Here is a 1,329-nt window from a genome sequence, read left to right as displayed (position 1 = left end):
TACAGCTGTTTGAAATAAATCTTCTTCAGTAACTATAGGAGGCAGATTATCCTGTTTTACGTTGTTTACTATGTACTTTATTTTGGGGATAAATTCCTGTATTAATTTATTTCTTTCATGATTTGCTAACTTCATCTCAAACCTCCTTTATCTTTATCCAATTATTAAATATTCTTTCCAAAAATTAACTTCTGGAGACTTTCTTTTTCCACTTATCAAGAAGTTGGCAAAAGTTAATATGTCTTGAGAGTATTTTGATTTCGGGTTTATCTGGTAAAGAATTTTTCTATCTCTGACTGACTTAATAAGGTTATTGTCTTTTCTTAAGTATCCATAAAACTCAATCCCGTTTCCTGTGAACTTTTTTAAAATAGAGTCCATGCCTTTATAAATCTTTTCTCCTTCTTCAGCAGACGATACTACATTTACCATAAGTCCAAGTTCCATAGTTTCAGGTTTATGTTTAGAAAGTATTCTGGAAAGGGCATAAGCATCAGCAATTGCTGTTGGGTCGGGAGTAGTTACTACAACAGTTTTATCTGCTGCAAGACAAAAGTTAACAACTGTTTCATGTATGCCTGCCGATGTATCTATAAACATATAATCAAAATCGTAGTATATATCTTTTAATGAGTTAAGTATAAATAATTGTTGTTGTTTCGTTAAGTTAGCAAGTTCTTCAACACCAGATGATGCTGGAATAAATTTTATCCCACTTTTTGATGTATAAATAATTTCATTTATATTTTTTTCTCCTGTAAGTACATGTCCTAAATTATAAAGAGGTTTTTCATCCAGCATTATATCTATATTCGCAAGTGCTAAATCCGCATCCAGTATTAGTACCTTTTTACCTAAAGATTGTAAACATGAAGCCAGATTTACTGTAAAACTTGTTTTTCCTACGCCCCCTTTACCAGAAGTAATTGTTATAACTTGAAATCCATTATCATTTTCATTTTTTATTAAGTTCCTTAAATCATATGCCTGGTCTTTCATAATTAAGCAACCTCTAATTTCTGAATTAAGGCTTCAAATTCAATTATATCTTTAGGTACTCTCAATCCAGTGGAAACATAACTAACTTTAAATGGAATGTTAGAAAGAGTAATAAATAACTCTTCTTTTTCTCCTAACTGGTCATACTTTGTTAATATTGAATGAGAAATATTAAATTTAGAAAAATACTCAATTTCTTTTTTTATAATAGCTTCCTTTTTATCTAACGATATAATGAGGATATTCTCTGAGTTATTACTGAGAGATATGTAATTAATCAATTTTTCAGTATCATTAAGCTCATTTAAATTGCCGGGAGTGTCAAAAATA

The 1,329-nt window shown here is 29.6% G+C and carries 1 protein-coding gene and 1 pseudogene; both read right to left on the bottom strand.

The features are described from left to right. Nucleotides 1–153: 153 nt before the first annotated feature. Entirely contained in the window at nucleotides 154–999 is an 846-nt protein-coding gene (locus HG1285_RS01235) for a MinD/ParA family protein (protein WP_008289443.1), read from the bottom strand. A gap of 2 nt (nucleotides 1,000–1,001) precedes the next feature. Continuing rightward, nucleotides 1,002–1,329: pseudogene (locus HG1285_RS01240) on the bottom strand (hypothetical protein); the annotation flags it as partial.

It is taken from the genome of Hydrogenivirga sp. 128-5-R1-1 (assembly GCF_000171895.1).
The sequence above is the reverse complement of the archived record's forward strand: the minus strand, read 5'-3'. Positions and strand labels throughout refer to the sequence as shown.